Source organism: Armatimonas sp. (assembly GCF_031410135.1).
GTDB lineage: Bacteria > Armatimonadota > Armatimonadia > Armatimonadales > Armatimonadaceae > Armatimonas.
In genome coordinates this window covers 1-13104 of record NZ_JANNYP010000566.1, presented here as the reverse complement: position 1 = coordinate 13104, position 13104 = coordinate 1, and the positions used below count along the sequence as shown (strand labels likewise).

The following is a 13104-nucleotide window of genomic DNA, read 5'->3' as shown; positions in this document are numbered from 1 at the left end:
CGTATTTTGAATCGTTTCCTTGAATTTGGCCGTTGTGAGAGCTATGCCATCGTGTCGCCTTCTAACCTAGTAACTTAACGAGGTAGGTTCAGAAAATGCAGTTAAGCACGTCTATCCAAAAACGTTATGCAACAAAGCCGTTCATTGCCATTATGGCGAGGATTTACAGATAAATGTACTGGATATTCTCTAGGTTTCCGTTATAAAACCCCTAATATACTTTCTGATGAGTTTTTTCATTGGGCTCCCGAACGTGTAGTCTATAGCCGAGACAAGCAACGTAATCTTGTTCGCGATATCGTGCAGAAATCATCTCAAGAGTTAGATAATTCAGAAGATCCTTTCGCTTGGACTATTCCTTTAGGGGATATTCTTACTTTAAAAAGTCCGTTATTTTCCTCTGAACGTGAGTGGCGAGTGATATGGCGCGAACATGCTGCCTATCCTGTAAACAAAGGTCAGTATACTCCTGATGGCGCTACTCGAGATTGTCACTATATAGAACTCCCTCTAAGTAACTTGGAACTCGTTGAGATTATTAGCGGGCCTCGAGCCAATCTTCGGGCTGACTCTCCTGAAATCCTTGAATCCATTAAAGCATTCGGAGTAAATCCTGATAGTGTGCGTATTGTGGAATCTGCATGTAAGCTCTGGAGATAAAAGATCTCTCTGGGGTTCCAGTATAGTCTTGTCAAAATCACTGGGATCTCAAAATTATCGAGGTAGTTTTAAGGTTGGATTGGCTTGAAACTGCTTGGGGCTTTTACCGGAGTTATTCGGTTCGGCGATAATGAAGGATTGCGATCTCTGACTCATGCCCTATCATTCAGTGGTCGTATCGTCCCATCGGGCAATTCCTCGATCACTGTCCCGTCCTTCCCATAGACCACCCCGATCCCCTTACTGCGCAGACGCGCTCGCGCTTCCTGGGTAGCTGTCGCGCCTGCTGCATCCCACTTTTGCCGGGTAGCACGGGCATGGTCAAGTAGGGTTTCTTTTTTCGGAATGGGCTCCAGAACGATTTTCATGGTGATGTTTTTGCTGTGCGCTTGCTTGCGGAGGTTATACCCCTGTCTCCAGAAGCGGCTCGACGGGTATCCTGCCCGTAAGTAGGTCTTGCATTAGGCCTGTTTTTAACACCTTTAGCTTTTCTAATTGCTTCTGCTCAGAGACTAATCTCCGTTCGGTTTTTTGGAATGTTTCAACAATTAGATTTTGTTCCTGTATTGGAGGAAGTAGTATGGGTAGAGAAGCCACTGTTGGTAGATTCAAACCAGCTTTCGCACCTGATTCATTTAGCTGACTTATCCAATTTTGGGCGTTCTCACCTGCAAGTAGATTACCTACAAACCAAGGATTTACACGTTCGCGATCAAGCTTGACCAAAGCGATATGTTGATTGATGTACGCCTCGCCAATCCCTTCAGGAACAACGCCAATTATTCCGAGATCAGCGGTAATTGAAATTAGAAGATCGCCATGCTCCAAGGATGTTCGTTGGCCTTCGCTGCTTTCTGGTGGCTTGACGTACTGAACATCATCCCATCTCAAGTGAACATGGCGACGAGTGAGGTTTCCTATCCGAATGAATAATGCGCCTTCATCGGAGTAGAATGCTGCCCACCCGCGAGAGCCACTCGTAATCCGTATCGCGATTTGGGACAGAGGAACGCTTTTCCACTCGACAGGAATCCGTCCGAGCGGCGAGTCTTTAAACTTGTGCGTTGCCTCACTCCGCAGATTCCCATGCTCGTCAATCCCCCGCGTTAGTAAGTCCTGCATAAGCCCGGTCTTCACACGCTGGTACTTAGCGATGAGGCTTTCCGCCTGTTCGGTGGCGCGGTCTACTGTGGCAATAATTTCAGCGACTTTACGCTGTTCTATCTCACGAATCGGAATACTAACAATACATTTGTCTAACTCTTTTCTCGTAATGTGTTGCATAGTCGAACCATGTGCTGCATTAACAAGATCAGGAAGACTTGCTTCTATTCGGTATTTTAGGAAGGTCGAATCAACCCCTGTCCTTGGAATTACCCGGAACAAATGCTGATTCAGCAACGCAGGTCCTCGATCCCATATTTGGAGGAACAGAGAAGCACTCCATGAAAATATGAGATCTCCATTACGAATATAATTCTTAGTAGGAATTGCTCCGTTATAAAGATCACACACAGCACCTCTGTTTTTCAGTTGTTCTATTCTTATAACCGGCAATCCTGTATCGGTGAAGTCGTCCGGCTTAAATGCGTAGCCATTGATGTAGTCTGCCAAACTGGATAGTGGGACTTTCTTTGTGCTCATGCGACGCACCCTAGTTCCTGTACGAACCACTGAAAAATCCGAGGTATAATCGCCAACCAATCGCCAACAGAATCGCCAACACGCAGAAGGTTTCTCCCTGTACTGACCAGTAGAATCGCCAACAGAATCGCCAACAAGAGGCTCATGACTGCCCTCCCACGATCACATAGTAAACGCCTCGCCCCGAACCCTCACGGTGCAAGAGTCCCTTCGTCACAAGGTCGTTTAGTTCTCGACGCGCTGCCTCATCGGACATCGCATTCTGGGTACGGTACTGCTTATTCGTCAGCCTTCCCTCAAGTCGTGCGATCTTGATACCTTCTAGCTGCGTCTCTGTTAGGCCACGCTTGCGTAGCGCCTCGTCGGTAAGCGGGTCGCGGAACAATGTCATTTGGAATCCGGCTTTGCCCGTGGCAAAAATAGGAGGCTGTAAGCCGCTACGATGACAGGCTTCGATCACTCGAATCGTGCCCGTCCCCCAGCTCTCCCCCATCTGATACGCTGCCGTCGCAAGGCGCGGATTACGAGGTAGGGAAGCATGAGGAGCGGCAAGATCGGCAATCGTCAAACGCTCAGGAAGCCCACCAGAGTTCATAATGACAACCTTGTCCGCGTACACTCGAACCTGAATTGCGCTCAGTGCTGTGTAATCGCGGTGCAAGAGGGCATTGAGAAGCGCCTCGCGCAGTGCCACCAGTGGGATCTCCCAGGATTCCTGCCGCTGGAGCGCTGCTGTACCCTCGCCTTCACCGGGGAACGCATAGGTCACGCGCAGATGCCGCCGAAGCCAGTCCAAAAGCCCACCGAGCTGCTGGAAGAAATGCCCCTCGAAGCGCTTCTCATCCGAGAGGGTGATCTCGTCGTCCTCAAAGCGAGCCGCCTGGATACGTGCCATCGGAAACCAACGCTGAGGCTCCTCTGTGAAAAGGAGAACACCGGCGCGGCGCAAGCGCCCGGATTCATGCACCAGGCCCAGCTTCTCTATCAGAAGCGCATCTGATTCAGTCTGTGCGGCTTGTGGAAGCCGGGGAGCCGCTTGTAGGCGAAAGGTGGCGACGGCCTCGGGGGAGAGATTGGCAACGAGCGCATCAGAGGGAAGATCGTCCCAGCTCTGACCCGTTTTCTCCAGGAAGAAGCGTGGCAGCTCCTCAGAAGGAACCTCCCTTGTGGAGTTGCCGATACGCCGGAAAAATCGCCCGTTCAGTGCTACTGGAGAAACTGCCTGTGGCATCTGAATCGCAAGCACCAGCTTCCCGTCTAGCGTCTCAAGCGTCATTGAGCGCGGATGAACCTGAAGCTTGGCGACGATGGAGTTACTGATGCGCTCCATCTCCTTGCCATCGCCACCCCAGCCGACCACACTCCCATCGTCCTGAACACCGACCCAGAGTACACCGCCGCGTGTATTGGCGAGTGCTGCCAGTGCATCCAGGCACTCCTTATCCTGCCAGGAGCGCTTGTACTCCTCTGTCTCGGCCTCACGGGTAGGAACTAAGCCAAGGGCGTTCATGAGACGTAGCCTAGCTTCTTGAGAAAATCCTGGAGCCCTTCCATTGTTGTCGCTCGCTCTTGCTCTAGCGCACTCGCCGCCGCCGCGTACTTGCCCCACAGGTTCTCAAATACCCCGATCAGCGTCCGCTTCTCGGTGTTCAAGTAGCGCTCAAGCTGCTCTGCCACCAGATCATGATGCTTTTCCAGGATAAGCTCCCGCGCCTGCTCATCGGTGATGACACCGCCCACTTCGTTCACCAAACGCGTCAGCATCTCCGCCCGAGCAGTCAGTACTTCGATGTCTTTGAGTAAGCCAGCTAGAGGACTCTTCGGCTGACAGCCAGGCCCAGACTTTGCGGCAACGGCTTCTCCTGCCTCTGCCGCTTTCAACTGAGTCGTCGCAGCAGCAAGCAGCTTTGCCGTGTCTGCCATGCGCTTCACGGCTCCAAAGCGCTTTAGATCCAGCTTAAGCGTCAGCTCCTCGGTCTTGACCTTCAGCGAATCCTTCGTGATTTTCAGACCGGCTTCAGCCTTATCCAGCGCCTCAAGAGCTTTCTCTAGCTCTGAAAGCTCACCGAGCTTACTGCCAAACAGCCCAACACTGGTTGATTTGGCTTTCTCTTCCTTAATGGCGACCTTCAACTCTTTTCGCATATCTGCCGCCGTGAGCTTGACCTCGGCCCCTTCTTCATCGCCCTCTTCGGCCTCATACTCCAGTAGTGCCGCAGCGTTCTCAATGGCCTCCGCGAGAGCCGTCTCAAACACGCTCTGCTTGGCTTCTAGCTCCTCAATCTCGTCCGCCTCCTTCTGGAAGAAGCGCCGAATCAGGTAGGGATCGGGTATCAGTGTCGGGCTCCAGCCGCTCGTGGTGATGGTTTTGAGATCGTACTTGACCCCATCCCACCAGTTCACAAATACGCCCGCCACCTGGAAGCGATCAAGCACCCCAACGGGCACCAGCTTCTCCAGTAAGGAGCTAATCAGAGCACGGCGGACCTTAGGAAGGCGCTCCGCCTTCGTTGCACTACCCTCCCCCTCGGGGGCCAGGTGTGCGAAGTCGTCCCTTGCAATCGCCCACCAGTCGGCCAGGTGCTGGCGCATCTCCGTGAGGGTGCGCTGAACCTCTGTGTCAGCCTCGATACGGGTGCGTAGCTCGTCTTTCCCCTCGATCTCCTCACGGAAATCGTAGTAGTCGGCATCGGGCTATTGTCTTGACTGCGTTGCTTTTTTGACTCGCTGGGGCCAGCGATCTTGGCAGGCACGATTATGAGCTTCAACCGCGAGGGCGACACGGGTTTCCAAGTTCACACCACAACGAGGGCCCGAATGCCGACGAACAAGAAGACCACAGCGATGGCGAAGAGAGTTATTCACACCTTCCACCGTACAGGTGCCGCCATAGAACTTCTGACACACACGATGTTGCCAAGCCCAAAAGAAGCTGCCATAAGCTCCATACCCATCTGTGTAGACCAAACGGCGATGCCAGCTACGAGGCAACCGTGCCCAGAGTTTCTCCAGCATATTCCATTTACGATCACCAATCACCCAAGCAAGGATTTGCCCCGTTTGACGAGAGACGGCTGTCCAAAGCCACTTGTTGTGTTTCTTACTGATGCAAAGTTCATCCATTTCGATGGCATCTCGCGAGGGATTTATGGGAGTGATGCTAGTAGATTCTCTCTTTTTTTGGCCAACTTCTCGATGGTTATCCACCCTACCTTGAAAGTTCGCATAATGGCGATCCAAGCCATTCTCTCATCGAGAGCACGCTCAATAGCTTCCAGAATCTGCGGATCTTTTGCTCTTGAGTTAGGTTTGGGAGTAAAAGTTTTTTTACAGTCAAGGCAGCGACATCTCATGGAGCCTCCGCGGTTGGTGCCATGCTTAACAACGTGCTTTGCCTCTTGGCAGTGGGGGCAGTGAATCAGGTCTCGAACCATGACCAAATTATTGGTTCAAATCAACGCAGAAAAGAGAGTAACCCGGCATCGCGCTCCTTTACAAGGTGCGTGGGGTCAAAGTCAAACTTTCCAAGCTGCTCCGCCTTGGCCGCGACCTCTACCTTGGGTACACCGCCCAACAAGTGCGCCCTTACGTCCTCAGGCTCTGACGGCGGGGTATTGTCCACATAGCGACGGATATTGAGATTGAAGTCGTTTTTGCGAAGCTCTTCCAGATCCACCAGGCGCGAGTACCCCGGAATCCCTTCCTCGGGATGCGTCACCACGTACTCGATCTTATCGATGTCCTCGGGGCGTAAGTAGTTCTGGTTCTTCCCCTCCCCAAACTCCGCGTCCGCGTTCACAAAGAGCAGCTTGCCCCGCAGGTGGTCAGGCTTGTTCTTGTTGAGAACCAGGATGCTAGCCGGGATTCCGGTGCCGTAGAACAGCTTCTGAGGCAGTCCGATAATCGCCTCGATCACGCCCCCGTTCTCAGAGAGCATCTTCTGGCGAATCTCTTTCTCCTTACCGCCCCTGAAAAGCACCCCGTGCGGCATTACCACCGCGCCGCGCCCGCTGGTCTTGAGCGATGCGAGCATGTGCTGCACGAACATCAGGTCGGCCTTCTTGCCGGTCTCTGGTGCGAATCCATAGGTAAAGCGATCTAGACGCTCACACTTGGAGGCTTCGTAGTTCTGAGAGAACGGGGGATTTGCGATCACCCGGTCGAACTGCTTCAGGCGGCCACCCTCGACGTTCAGGGGCTCCGCGAGCGTGTCTCCGTACTCGATCTTGATCTTGGTGAGGTTGTGTAGGATCAGGTTCATCTTGGAGATGGAGACTACCGCGCCGTCGTTTTCCTGGCCTTCCAGCATCAGGTTCTCGGGATCGCCACCTTGCTCCTCGACGTACTGGCTGGACTGGATGAGCATACCGCCCGACCCCACCGTGGGATCGTAGACGCTCTGCCCTTCCTGGGGCTTCAGGAGCTGCACCAGGAGCCGTACAACCTGGCCGGGGGTATAGAACTGTCCCCCCTTCTTTCCTGCGCTATCGGCGAAGTATTTGATGAGGTATTCGTAAGCCGCGCCTAGCAGGTCAGGGAACTCAAAATTATCGTTGACCAGAACAACTGTGCCGTAGTGGTCCAGTAGGTTCTTGAGGTCACTGTCCTTGATCTTGGGCTTGCCGTTGATCTCCGCCTTGAAGTTAATGTGCTTGAGAACCCCGAGGAGCTGGTCGTTCTCCTCCTCCAGAGCGGCAAGCGCCTTGTTGAGCGTCTCGCCGATATTGGTCTGAGTGTTCTTGAGAGCGGGCTGCTTGTTGCCGTTTTCGCCTGTGAACTCATCGTGCCAGCGCGCCCGCTGGGGAACGTAAAAGGTGGCCCCGTAGCTCGTCCGATCCTCTAGTAGCTCGGCAATCTCCTCCTCGTCAAGCTTGCCGTACTTGATGCGCAGCTCCTCGCGCTTCTCATCGAAGACATCGGACATACGCTTGAGAAAAAGCATCCCGAAGATATACTACTTGTACTCCGAGGCGTCCATCTTGCCACGCAAAATATCTGCCGCCTTCATCAGGAAGCTCTCGAGCTGGGAAAGGCTGATCTTTCCGCTTGCCATCTCGCTACTAATTCTCACTCATTAACCTCATCACTCCCGCATGGTAGCCGATTATTGTAGCTCTTTCTATGGCTGATTTGCCTGGCCGTGAGCAGTTTGCCAGTGATCTGGTTTCCGCTACAGTTGAAGTACACCATGCCACCTACCCAGTCTCCTCACCCCAAAAGCACCCTCGTCAGCTTGCCCGAGCTTCTTTTTGAAGTGATTGCCCTCAAAGAGAAACACCTGATGGATGTTCTGTTCCCACGCTTCCTGGGGCGCGTTGCCGAAGCCCACATGATCCCGGACGATACGATACATACCCTCATAGAGTGGATGCGAGCACTAGAGATTTTTCTTTTGGCGGCACGGTTTCCTCGGTACTTCCCCAATACCAGAAACTCGGAGCGTGTTGTTGGCTGGGAGCTACGTCGCGCAATGCGGCGCTATACGATGGATCTATACGAGGCAGACAAGCAACGAATTGGGGCACAGCTAGAGCGGGTTGGGGTTCTTCTTCAGAGTATGGACGAGCAAGACAGCGATGAGCAAATCGCCTTTAAAATGGGCTACTGCTACATAAAAGAACTCGGCATTGAGGTCTCTGAGGCTGAGGGGCACGTGATCGCCGCCAATCGCTTTGCGAAGCTTGTCCTGGAGACATCCGATGACCTACTAATGGAAGCAGCGCTGCGCTACCGGCTGATCTGATCATCGCTTTCTCCTCTGATCACCACTATTCCAACGTGACACACTCCCCTGATCCAGCAACGCGCCCCACGCCGTTCCTACGCCGCCTGGGGAACCTCTACCTTTTGCGTCGCCCCCGTATTCGACTACCTAGGCCACGCACCACCTGGCCGGACTTTGCGGAGCTTGAAGTCGAGATTGTCGAAGCTCGCATTGTTCACCTTTTGGCAGATGGCACTGAGAAACTGGCAGGCTTTGAGACCATGATCCAGTTTCCGGATCTACTTCCCCCAATGGCTCTCAAGCAGGGCTTGGTTGAGAGCTTTGAGGAGTACATCGTGCTGGCGAAAATTGCGTTTTATGAGCGCTATCCAGATCATCCCTACTCGGAAAATCTCCGTGAGCAGCTTCCAGGACTCACACAACGAGATATGGTGAGGCTACTGCGTGATCGCAAGGCGTTTCAGGCATGGCGGCAAGCAACCGATGTTACTGCCGCCATGCTTCTGGGCGCTGCACGAATACCTCCAAAATCGCCTTGGCCCGTGCGCGTTCTGGAAGGGATACTTACGGCTCTTTTCTTTGTCCTCATCTACGGCGGTGCGCTCTTGGCGCTGATCTATGCACTGGCACAGTAAAGAGACCTTAGCTCGCGTCTTTATGAGACTTGCCCTCCGTCAGTTTTAAGCCCGCCTCGAGTAAGACCCGCACCACTTCGGAAAGGCTGACATCCTCAGCTTGCGCGAGGTCGGCGAGTCGTCCTTTTAGTGACTGTGGGAGACGAACTCCGACAAGAACAGAGGTATCTTCTCCGCGTCGCTTAAAGGAGAGGGGACTCACTGCCCCTTCTCTTTTACAAGTTTACTCTCCCGTTGTTTTCGCCCTTCCACATAGGTGCTATATTCGTCGAGAACTTCACTGGGCAGGCAATCTTCGAAGTCATAATCTTCGTAAGAAAGTTCTAAATGATAGAGAAATGACATGCGTTCGTCTTCTGGCATCTGTAATGCCAGCTTAATCGGATCATAAATCGAAAATACGTCATTTTCGCCCAAATATTCTAATGCACTTTGAAGTCCAAATGCCACGCCCATAAGATACCAAGCGGGTTCTGTTTCACCTAAAGCCAAAGAGACATCTAACATTTTAGAACTATGGTTGCGAAGCTCTTTCATTCGCTTGGCTGCATCATTAGCAATTTCTACCAACTCACGATCAGATAAAGTATTTCTAACTGGTTCCATATATAATTATTACTTGTTATACATAGTGTATAACATAACATTCAATATTAGTCAACACTCATTATTTTTATATGTAGAAGTACAGAGTTAGTATCAAATGTTTATTACAGCAATAATATTTATTTAAAAAGCAATTTTAGTGTCATTCGTTAACATAGGGATCATTTTTACCTCCAGATCGAGAGCACTCGCGATCATGAGTATCGTTTGCAGAGTGGCCGTCTGGTACTTACCCATCTCCCAGCGGGCCACCGCTGCCTGGTGGCTCCCTATTTTCTCGGCAAGCTGTCGTTGAGTCAGATTTCTCTGCTTGCGAGCGGTGATAAGAACGTCACCTATCCATGCCAGGGGTACAGGTTCTAACAAGTTAGGAACGGGCGGTATTTCAGTTTGCATTGCTGGGTGGGTTTGATTAGTGGCCGAGGCGAAGACTACTTGTAAAGTAAAGGGGGCTTTTTAAGGAGCCTCTCTTCGCATCGTAATAATAACATAAATGTTATTAAAGTCAAGTGTTTTGCATGCACTCGAAGCCAATTTGAAAAGGTACTCCGAGACGGGAAACCCGTCTCGGAGTAGTGCTCCTAGTTAGTCTTCGTGAGGCAGCATGATCGTGATCACTGGCTCTCCGTTGTCACCGGGGCCAGCCACCATTTTCACCTTAATGAGATCGGGTCTTGCAGGAAGGTCGTTGCGTTGCAGTAGGAACTCATAGAAGATTTCGAAAGAATCGTAGCTTCTTGCCTTTACTGCTGCCGCGAACCTTCCCATAAAGAGAAGATCCCAGAGCCTGCCCTCTAAGGAGTCTACGCTATCCTCGGGGATCGCGTTCAGCTTCCCCCAGAGTTCTGCGGTTAGGGCTACTGAGACTCGGTAGCCCGCCTCTTGTGCGATAGGGCCGACTTCAATGAGGAAACCATCTTCAATAGCTTGCGCCCTGGTGTAAGAATAGATGAGGTCGTCGTACATAACTGACTGAAAATTAAAGGATAATGTGCCCCCAAGCGAGCAACTTTGCTCGCTTGGGGGTTGACGAATCGAGAGAGTTTCTCTACTATCGCCCCGAGCGTGTTTCCTTCCGGGTTCGCGCTCTTTTTTGTTGGCTTTGACGCTCCGATGCGATTAGCATCCAAACGCCAAGCGCTAGGGACAGTCCTAAGGAAGAATAGATAGCTTCCATATCGAGTTGTTAATGAGCTTGTAGAGTTCGGGGTTAGTTAGATAAAATCTGGATGATCGACCTTGCCTCATCCATCACCAAGATAATAACATATATGTTATTATCTGTCAATACTTTATATATTCAATATCTAATCTGTAAAACAAACAAAAAAACAATATTATCTATTGACTTTTATACCATTTATGTTATTATTACGATGCGAAGAGAGGGTCATAAATCGGCCTGGACACTATATCTCTAGTATCTGTGGTTCCTCTTTAGATTTCCCCTTCATCAGGCGCACTTTTGCAATCTCGTAGTAGCTGCAGCTCGCTTCGATGCCAACATAGCCTAGGCCGAGGTTCCGCGCAGCTAGCAACGTCGTTCCCGACCCGGCAAAGGGATCAAGAACAATCCCACCAGGCTCCACGATCCTGAGCAGATCCTCCATGAGCACAAGCGGCTTGCCGGTCATGTGCAGCTTCTTGCCAGGCACTTCGACGGAGCCCATGCGCGGCGCTGGTCGCTCCACACGGTGACGAAAGACTCCTGGTAGCGTTCCCACATGGCGCTTGGCGGGTAGCCGTCCCTTGGCACCCCACACGATATACTCGGCTTGCGCAGCAAACCTTCCCATCTGTGGTCTACACGCTTCCGTCTTATCCCAGACAGCGATCCCGAGCCAGCGCCACCCGGCCCACTGGAGAAGCGTGGTGAGCAGGCCCAATTGACGCCAATCGATAAAGATCACGATGGGTGCTCCCTCCTTGGCAACCCTTTTACACTCCTTTAGCCAGCGGTACGTCCACTGCGCCCAAGCGTTCTGATCCATACTTTCAGACTCAAAATCCGGCCAAGTGGTTTTCTGCCGACTCTGTACGTATTTCTGGGCCGCTGGTCGTGCCCGCTCGCTGGCAGTGAGTCCACCTGAGCAGTATGGAGGATCGGTCACGATGGCATCGAACGAGGCGTCGGGGAAGGTTGGCAAAATCTCCAGCGCATCACCGTGGTAGAGAGAATCCCCGTTGTGGAGAGTGTCTCGCTTCATGAGATTCTAGCTAGGCTTGCCGCAAGCTCGCGTGAGAGAGTCCCTCTGCCCTCGCGCTGGGCTCGCTCCAAGTTCCGCCTGATCATCGCCTGAATCTCGCCCACTGTCGCTTCAGCACCGGGTAGCTCCCACCACTCAGGCAGCGGCAGTCCCGTCTCCGAACCGAGCTTACAGTCCTCGGGAATCTCAAACGGTTGGTTTTGCATTACTGTCAGGTCGTAGTCTTGGGGCGGGCCATCGAAGCGGATCGGGTTCTGGCATGCCTCCAGAAGCGCCTGGTAGGCATCCGTGCTCATGTGCCCCACCTCTATCTCGCTCCGCCGTCCGAACCCGTCCACGCTGTAGAGCGGCTGGCGCTTGGGGAACACGGTGCGAACTTCAGAGAGCATCGTGCCCTGGCCGATTGTCTTACCGTGACTGGCTCGGTGGCCTGTCTCTGCCTTTCTTGATTCAGACCGGGAGGAAGCAGCCGCCCCTAGCGGGCTGCTCTCCCGTGTCGGAATCGCGGGTAGAGAAACCCCCTTGTGTGGGGTTTCTATTGTCCTGCCTATCCATCGGTCACCGTTAGATCGATACACAAACTGGCGTGAAGGAATCCTTACCTGATGCTGCCGTTGATCACGGGAAAGCCTGCTCATGAAGGGTTCTCCCTCTCTAACTCTTCAATGGGCACGAGCCGGAAGTAGAGCCGGTCGCGGTTCGTCTGGCGGCTCTTAGGGGTACTAAGCAACTTGCCCTCACGGTTCTCAACGACGATGAGTCCGCGCTTGACCAGTGAGGCGATACCAAGACTGATCGAGTCACGGCTCTTGCCCCCCGTCTTCTCGCGGAACTGGCTCTGAGTGATCCAGTCGCGCTCTTTTCGCCCGCTGGTGCTTTCTTCATCCACCCAGCCGAGCGTCTGCCGAATGATTACGCAGAGAATGCGCCACTCAGAGTCACTTAAGGTGGGCATCACCTGGTCAATGTAGATGGCAGGAACGGGTACGAAAGGAGAAAGCAACTCTAAAGGAGAGGCAGCTTGCGCTGCCTTTGTTGTCGGTGTCTGTGTCATTTTAGAGAGCTAGGGCCGTGGAGTGTCAGGAGAGGCGTAGTCGCCTCGTATGGCGGCGGTGAGGAACCGGGCGGGGTTTCTAGCACCGCGAGCAGGGAGCCATTCCAGCTGGGTCGCAATGGCTTCGATAGAAAACTCGGCTAGGAGCTGCCGCACGTCCTGTTCGGATACTCCGACGGCGAGCAGGGCATGATACGCCTCCCCTTCTCGTCCTTCGGGGATCGGCTCCGGGGGCGTATTGCCAAGCTGTTCGGCGACAATCACCTCCGCTTCGGCGCGAGGGGTTGCGTAGCGCTCACGAGAGCGCTGGACAATCTCCTCACGGGGTACTGCTCGGTACGGCTTCTCAACCGCTTGGGCTGGTGGCGTTATATCCACCGGCACCCCCACCCGCTTAGAGAGCGAGTAAGTGTGCTCGACACTAGAAGAAGCATCCAGGCTACTTGGAAAGATCAACGGTGCTCCATCGAAAGTGTAGGCGGCGAGGAGCTGGAGGCGTTGCTGCACCTGGTCAGGATGGAGTCCAAGAGCCTCACCAAGCGACTCTGCAACGGCCCTCACTTCTCCCATCGC

General features: G+C 53.0%; 15 protein-coding genes and 2 pseudogenes. 3 read left to right on the top strand and 14 right to left on the bottom strand.

Annotated features, from left to right (window positions below):
• The first annotated feature begins 126 nt into the window (after positions 1 to 126).
• On the top strand, positions 127 to 660 hold the full coding sequence (locus RMO15_RS20880; protein ID WP_309716559.1) for a DUF2971 domain-containing protein: 534 nt from the start codon (positions 127 to 129) through the stop codon (positions 658 to 660).
• 152 nt (positions 661 to 812) lie between these two features.
• Here the strand turns inward: RMO15_RS20880 and RMO15_RS20875 are convergent, their stop codons facing one another.
• From RMO15_RS20875 to RMO15_RS20855, 6 genes and pseudogenes are all read right to left on the bottom strand, one after another.
• Positions 813 to 1028: a hypothetical protein gene (locus RMO15_RS20875; RefSeq protein ID WP_309716557.1), complete on the bottom strand. Its 216-nt coding sequence runs from the start codon at positions 1026 to 1028 to the stop codon at positions 813 to 815.
• A 34-nt stretch (positions 1029 to 1062) separates the two neighbouring features.
• The gene (locus tag RMO15_RS20870; RefSeq protein WP_309716555.1) at positions 1063 to 2304 is read right to left on the bottom strand and encodes a restriction endonuclease subunit S; all 1242 of its coding nucleotides are present in this window, start codon (positions 2302 to 2304) and stop codon (positions 1063 to 1065) included.
• A 142-nt stretch (positions 2305 to 2446) separates the two neighbouring features.
• A complete protein-coding gene (locus RMO15_RS20865) occupies positions 2447 to 3814 on the bottom strand; it encodes an ATP-binding protein (protein WP_309716552.1) in 1368 nt (455 codons plus the stop codon).
• Complete coding sequence (locus RMO15_RS20860) at positions 3811 to 4896, bottom strand: hypothetical protein (protein WP_309716550.1); 1086 nt, start codon at positions 4894 to 4896, stop codon at positions 3811 to 3813. Before RMO15_RS20860 ends, RMO15_RS20865 begins: the two co-directional genes overlap by 4 nt.
• Positions 4897 to 4998: 102 nt before the next feature.
• The gene (locus RMO15_RS33405) at positions 4999 to 5427 is read right to left on the bottom strand and encodes an IS1 family transposase (protein ID WP_369016147.1); all 429 of its coding nucleotides are present in this window, start codon (positions 5425 to 5427) and stop codon (positions 4999 to 5001) included.
• A gap of 391 nt (positions 5428 to 5818) precedes the next feature.
• Positions 5819 to 7357, bottom strand: a pseudogene (locus RMO15_RS20855) (N-6 DNA methylase); the annotation flags it as partial.
• A gap of 135 nt (positions 7358 to 7492) precedes the next feature.
• Here RMO15_RS20855 and RMO15_RS20850 point away from each other — a divergent pair.
• Entirely contained in the window at positions 7493 to 8047 is a 555-nt protein-coding gene (locus RMO15_RS20850; RefSeq protein ID WP_309716546.1) for a hypothetical protein, read from the top strand.
• Positions 8048 to 8082: 35 nt separating this feature from the next.
• Positions 8083 to 8664 carry a hypothetical protein gene (locus RMO15_RS20845; protein ID WP_309716544.1) on the top strand — a complete coding sequence of 194 codons (582 nt, stop codon included), beginning with the start codon at positions 8083 to 8085 and terminating at the stop codon, positions 8662 to 8664.
• Positions 8665 to 8671: 7 nt separating this feature from the next.
• On the opposite strand, the gene RMO15_RS20840 is transcribed toward RMO15_RS20845, so the two are convergent.
• The 8 genes and pseudogenes from RMO15_RS20840 to RMO15_RS20810 all read right to left on the bottom strand — a co-directional run.
• Complete coding sequence (locus RMO15_RS20840; RefSeq protein ID WP_309716541.1) at positions 8672 to 8866, bottom strand: ribbon-helix-helix protein, CopG family; 195 nt, start codon at positions 8864 to 8866, stop codon at positions 8672 to 8674.
• Positions 8863 to 9270: a hypothetical protein gene (locus tag RMO15_RS20835; RefSeq protein WP_309716538.1), complete on the bottom strand. Its 408-nt coding sequence runs from the start codon at positions 9268 to 9270 to the stop codon at positions 8863 to 8865. Before RMO15_RS20835 ends, RMO15_RS20840 begins: the two co-directional genes overlap by 4 nt.
• A 123-nt stretch (positions 9271 to 9393) precedes the next feature.
• Complete coding sequence (locus RMO15_RS33400) at positions 9394 to 9666, bottom strand: helix-turn-helix domain-containing protein (protein WP_369016146.1); 273 nt, start codon at positions 9664 to 9666, stop codon at positions 9394 to 9396.
• 189 nt (positions 9667 to 9855) lie between these two features.
• Positions 9856 to 10236 (bottom strand): DUF6573 family protein, encoded by a 381-nt coding sequence (locus RMO15_RS20830; protein ID WP_309716535.1) that lies wholly within the window; start codon positions 10234 to 10236, stop codon positions 9856 to 9858.
• A 443-nt stretch (positions 10237 to 10679) separates the two neighbouring features.
• Positions 10680 to 11477, bottom strand: a complete 798-nt coding sequence (locus RMO15_RS20825) for a site-specific DNA-methyltransferase (protein WP_309716532.1) — start codon at positions 11475 to 11477, stop codon at positions 10680 to 10682.
• Positions 11474 to 11866, bottom strand: coding sequence for a hypothetical protein (locus tag RMO15_RS20820; RefSeq protein WP_309716529.1), 393 nt, complete (start codon positions 11864 to 11866; stop codon positions 11474 to 11476). Before RMO15_RS20820 ends, RMO15_RS20825 begins: the two co-directional genes overlap by 4 nt.
• Positions 11867 to 12111: 245 nt before the next feature.
• Entirely contained in the window at positions 12112 to 12531 is a 420-nt protein-coding gene (locus tag RMO15_RS20815; protein ID WP_309716526.1) for a hypothetical protein, read from the bottom strand.
• Positions 12532 to 12540: 9 nt separating this feature from the next.
• Positions 12541 to 13104: pseudogene (locus RMO15_RS20810) on the bottom strand (hypothetical protein); the annotation flags it as partial.

Excerpts from the sequence above, each read along its gene's own strand:
- RMO15_RS20880 (WP_309716559.1), top strand. The coding sequence starts at position 127 with ATGCAACAAAGCCGTTCATTGCCATTATGGCGAGGATTTACAGATAAA.
- RMO15_RS20875 (WP_309716557.1), bottom strand. The coding sequence starts at position 1,028 with ATGAAAATCGTTCTGGAGCCCATTCCGAAAAAAGAAACCCTACTTGAC.
- RMO15_RS20870 (WP_309716555.1), bottom strand. The coding sequence starts at position 2,304 with ATGAGCACAAAGAAAGTCCCACTATCCAGTTTGGCAGACTACATCAAT.
- RMO15_RS20865 (WP_309716552.1), bottom strand. The coding sequence starts at position 3,814 with ATGAACGCCCTTGGCTTAGTTCCTACCCGTGAGGCCGAGACAGAGGAG.
- RMO15_RS20860 (WP_309716550.1), bottom strand. The coding sequence starts at position 4,896 with ATGCGCCAGCACCTGGCCGACTGGTGGGCGATTGCAAGGGACGACTTC.
- RMO15_RS33405 (WP_369016147.1), bottom strand. The coding sequence starts at position 5,427 with ATGGATGAACTTTGCATCAGTAAGAAACACAACAAGTGGCTTTGGACA.
- RMO15_RS20850 (WP_309716546.1), top strand. The coding sequence starts at position 7,493 with ATGCCACCTACCCAGTCTCCTCACCCCAAAAGCACCCTCGTCAGCTTG.
- RMO15_RS20835 (WP_309716538.1), bottom strand. The coding sequence starts at position 9,270 with ATGGAACCAGTTAGAAATACTTTATCTGATCGTGAGTTGGTAGAAATT.
- RMO15_RS33400 (WP_369016146.1), bottom strand. The coding sequence starts at position 9,666 with ATGCAAACTGAAATACCGCCCGTTCCTAACTTGTTAGAACCTGTACCC.
- RMO15_RS20830 (WP_309716535.1), bottom strand. The coding sequence starts at position 10,236 with ATGTACGACGACCTCATCTATTCTTACACCAGGGCGCAAGCTATTGAA.
- RMO15_RS20825 (WP_309716532.1), bottom strand. The coding sequence starts at position 11,477 with ATGAAGCGAGACACTCTCCACAACGGGGATTCTCTCTACCACGGTGAT.
- RMO15_RS20820 (WP_309716529.1), bottom strand. The coding sequence starts at position 11,866 with ATGCTCTCTGAAGTTCGCACCGTGTTCCCCAAGCGCCAGCCGCTCTAC.
- RMO15_RS20815 (WP_309716526.1), bottom strand. The coding sequence starts at position 12,531 with ATGACACAGACACCGACAACAAAGGCAGCGCAAGCTGCCTCTCCTTTA.